Here is a 3259-nt window from a genome sequence, read left to right as displayed (position 1 = left end):
ACTAATCACGAAAGATCAACACGCCTTAGACACTTAACTGTTTTATAACTATGTGTACCAAGGGCGAAGGATTGTTCACTTCTCCAAACTGAGGTTGGTTAAATCAAAGATGCCAAGAACTTTGTAAAAGGCACAATATCTTGTTTAACGCTGGCTGTTTCCAACGTTTGCATATATTCATCTCGTCGTTCGACGGGTACAATTGTCCATGGATAACCACCAGACGCCATCATTAAATTCATAACAAATCTTCCCATTCTGCCATTGCCATCAAAGTAAGGGTGAATGTAGACAAAAATGAAGTGCCCCAGTACCACTCTGACGGCTGAACTTTTCTCTTCTGCGAGCAGGTCGAAGAGTGTTGGCATCATATCGCGAACCGCTTCTCTACTTGGTGGAGTATGCATAGATTGACGAATATAAACTGGTCCTGTCCGGTAACCAGCCAAGTCCGACTGCTTAATAATACCAGCAGCCACACTTGGGCCAAATAAGGCGAGATACCAATCGCTGTGTGTCTGTTCCAATACATCGCCAGCGTTTTTACCTTCTAACACCGCTAAGACGGCTTTTTTAACTTCCTGAAATACATTCCAGTAGCCTTTAGCGGCCATAGCATCTAAATGCCTTTTACTCTCGTCTGAACCTTCAGCTTGCCAGCTGCCAGAGCGAACCAGCTCAATCAATTCGTGAGTCACCCGATAGCCTTCAATAGACAGTGAGTGGTATGCGTCTGTAACGTATTTGTCTTCCACTTCAGCCATGTAGGTTTCGATGTCGACGCTTTGTTGTGTTTGTTCAGGGAAGTGCGCGATAACATTTTCACGCATTTGTGCCCACATTAACCGAATTCGATTAACATAGGGTGACACATCACGACGACCAAAGTTTACCTGCACTTTTTCTACAAATGGATCTTCTTCATGCACTTTCAAATCGGCCGCTTGCATGCCCTTTAAGATATTGTCAGCAATCAGATTCCGGCCGATATTTCTAAAGGCGCCCACTAAACGGCCAGCAATCACACTGTGGTTACCTGCGAGTAAAACGGATAGTACGTCGGATGCATCTGTCACCATCGATAAGGCAGTACGCAATTGGATGGGCGCATTTTGAAACTGGTTCGCCGAAGAGTAAACAAGTGCAGCTGCTAAGCTATAGACATTTAGCCCTTCCAAGTTTTCAATGTATTCTGTGGCTGGCATGTTCAATCGAACATCAAAAACCGAGGTGTTGTGTAAAAAGGCAGTAGGTTTATTATTGCCTTTTGGCGAGCGCACGAGTAATTGCTGAGGTACGGTTCTATCGCCGATGTGCAGGCTAATTGATTGTTCAGGTGAGAGGCACCAGGCATTATTGAATCTCTGTGACAAATAAGCGCCGCAAAAGCCCCAGAAAGAAGTATACCAAGATGTACTGTCACCCGGCTTTTCATCTGGCATCGCCGGTATGTACCAACCCCGGATGACTTCGCGAATAAACCCGTGCTTCAATAGCCGCTCTCGATGCACTCTGCTAAGTTGCTTAGACTGGATGGCAACAGTCCCTGACTCTTGAAGTTTTTGTAATTGCTCAAGCGAATCTGCTAGTTTTTGTGATATGTCATTCATGTTCGCTCCAACTATTACTCGTGATACTGACCAGCTATCAATCCTTATTTATAGGTTTTAGTGTTATATCACCTATAGGTTTTAATGTCTTTCAACTTATAGGTTTTGGTGTTTCTTTGGCTGTAGGTTTTAATGGTTCTACGTTTACGGCGTTTAGTTAGAAAGGAGGGCTACAGAATATGGGTTAAAGCCTATGGATACTAAATCACGAACGCTCTAGTAGCCTAAGCGCGATTGCTGCGGCCGATGTTTTGTTATCAACGCCCAGCTTTTTATAAATCTGCTCAAGGTGTTTATTTGCGGTACGTGGGCTCATGTCGAGAATTTGAGATATTTCCCAACTCGTTTTACCAAAAGAAATCCAATACAGCACTTCAGACTCTCGCTTAGTAATCGGTAACTTTTCCTGCAAGCAAAGGTGGGTTTTACTGGTGGGTGGCTCTACTATTTTAAATAGATGGTGCGGTGCTTGTACACCTAGATACTTTATTTGCAGTGGCGATGAGAAACTATGTATTGTTAATATCGACGATTCTTCTAAATTTTCACTTTGAAGCCATGGAGCCAGTTCTTTCGAAATGCTTGCCCAAGGGCTAGTATCCTCACCACATATCTTTTCGATAAATTGATGAACGTTAGGCGTAGCCCAGGATAACCGGCCTTCTGAGCTTACACAAAAAGTGTTACTACCTGTGCTATCTAGTGCACTTTGGGCGCTCAAGGCTATCTTTGCAGTTTGAATATGAGTTTTAATTCGAGCGATGACCTCATCGGGGGCAATGGGCTTTGTTACGTAATCGATACCGCCAGCGTCGAAACCTTTAACCACATCATCGATTTCGGTAAGGCCTGTCATAAAAATTATAGGTGTATTGGGGAGTGCTTCTTTCAGCTTCTTGCAGGTTTCAAAGCCGTCCATCTCGGGCATAACGGCATCCAAAAGTATTACATCAGGTTTTACTTTCTCTACAATGGCTAATGCTTGTACTCCATTTAACGCTACCAGAGCAGTAAAGCCTTGGGTATTTAACGCAACATTTAGCATCCCTAAAGACTCGGGGGAGTCATCGACAACTAGCACGACATCACTGATATTATTCATGAATACACTCACCTAAATATCTGATTATTTCTGGAAAGTTACATTGGGAAATATGTTGCTTTATATTTGATTCTACATCAGGGGAAAAATAATGATGGGTTTCTATTTCCGTTAGTTTGCTATTAAACCCAGATAAATACCCAATTTCAGCTAGTGTGATCAATTCCCTGTAGTGGTCAGATGTAACGGGCGTTCGTTGCTGCTTTTCTATCTGCGTTATGCTTTCGGTTTTATCGGGAGAATATTCCCAATTAAGTGCTAACAACTGCCCAATCTGATTGAATAAATTGTCCAAATTGAACGGCTTTGAAATATACCCGTTATGCAATTTTGTGTGAGCCGTATATTGCTCTAACTCACGAGCGTTTGCCGATACCATGAGTACGGGCATTAACCAATTATCCATCCGTAGTGTGGACAGCAGATCCCATCCACTTGCGTTAGACAGTTTTACATCTAGTGTAATTAAGTCGATGTGGTGACTTTCTAATTGAGAAAACACTTTTTTCTCATTTTCCGCTAGGGTCTGTTGATCTTTGCTGTACAT

At 42.8% G+C, this 3259-nt stretch carries 3 protein-coding genes; all 3 read right to left on the bottom strand.

The annotated features are described in order from the left end of the window. Positions 1-98 precede the first annotated feature (98 nt). Positions 99-1610: a Fic family protein gene (locus ACX5KA_RS10110; protein ID WP_458731044.1), complete on the bottom strand. Its 1512-nt coding sequence runs from the start codon at positions 1608-1610 to the stop codon at positions 99-101. A 205-nt stretch (positions 1611-1815) separates the two neighbouring features. Further along, entirely contained in the window at positions 1816-2712 is an 897-nt protein-coding gene (locus ACX5KA_RS10105) for a response regulator transcription factor (protein WP_012519293.1), read from the bottom strand. Continuing rightward, the coding region (locus ACX5KA_RS10100; RefSeq protein ID WP_458731043.1) for a response regulator at positions 2705-3259 on the bottom strand (555 nt) is incomplete at its 5' end. The genes ACX5KA_RS10105 and ACX5KA_RS10100, both read right to left, overlap by 8 nt.

Source organism: Alteromonas alvinellae (assembly GCF_902705805.1).
The sequence above is the reverse complement of the archived record's forward strand: the minus strand, read 5'-3'. Positions and strand labels throughout refer to the sequence as shown.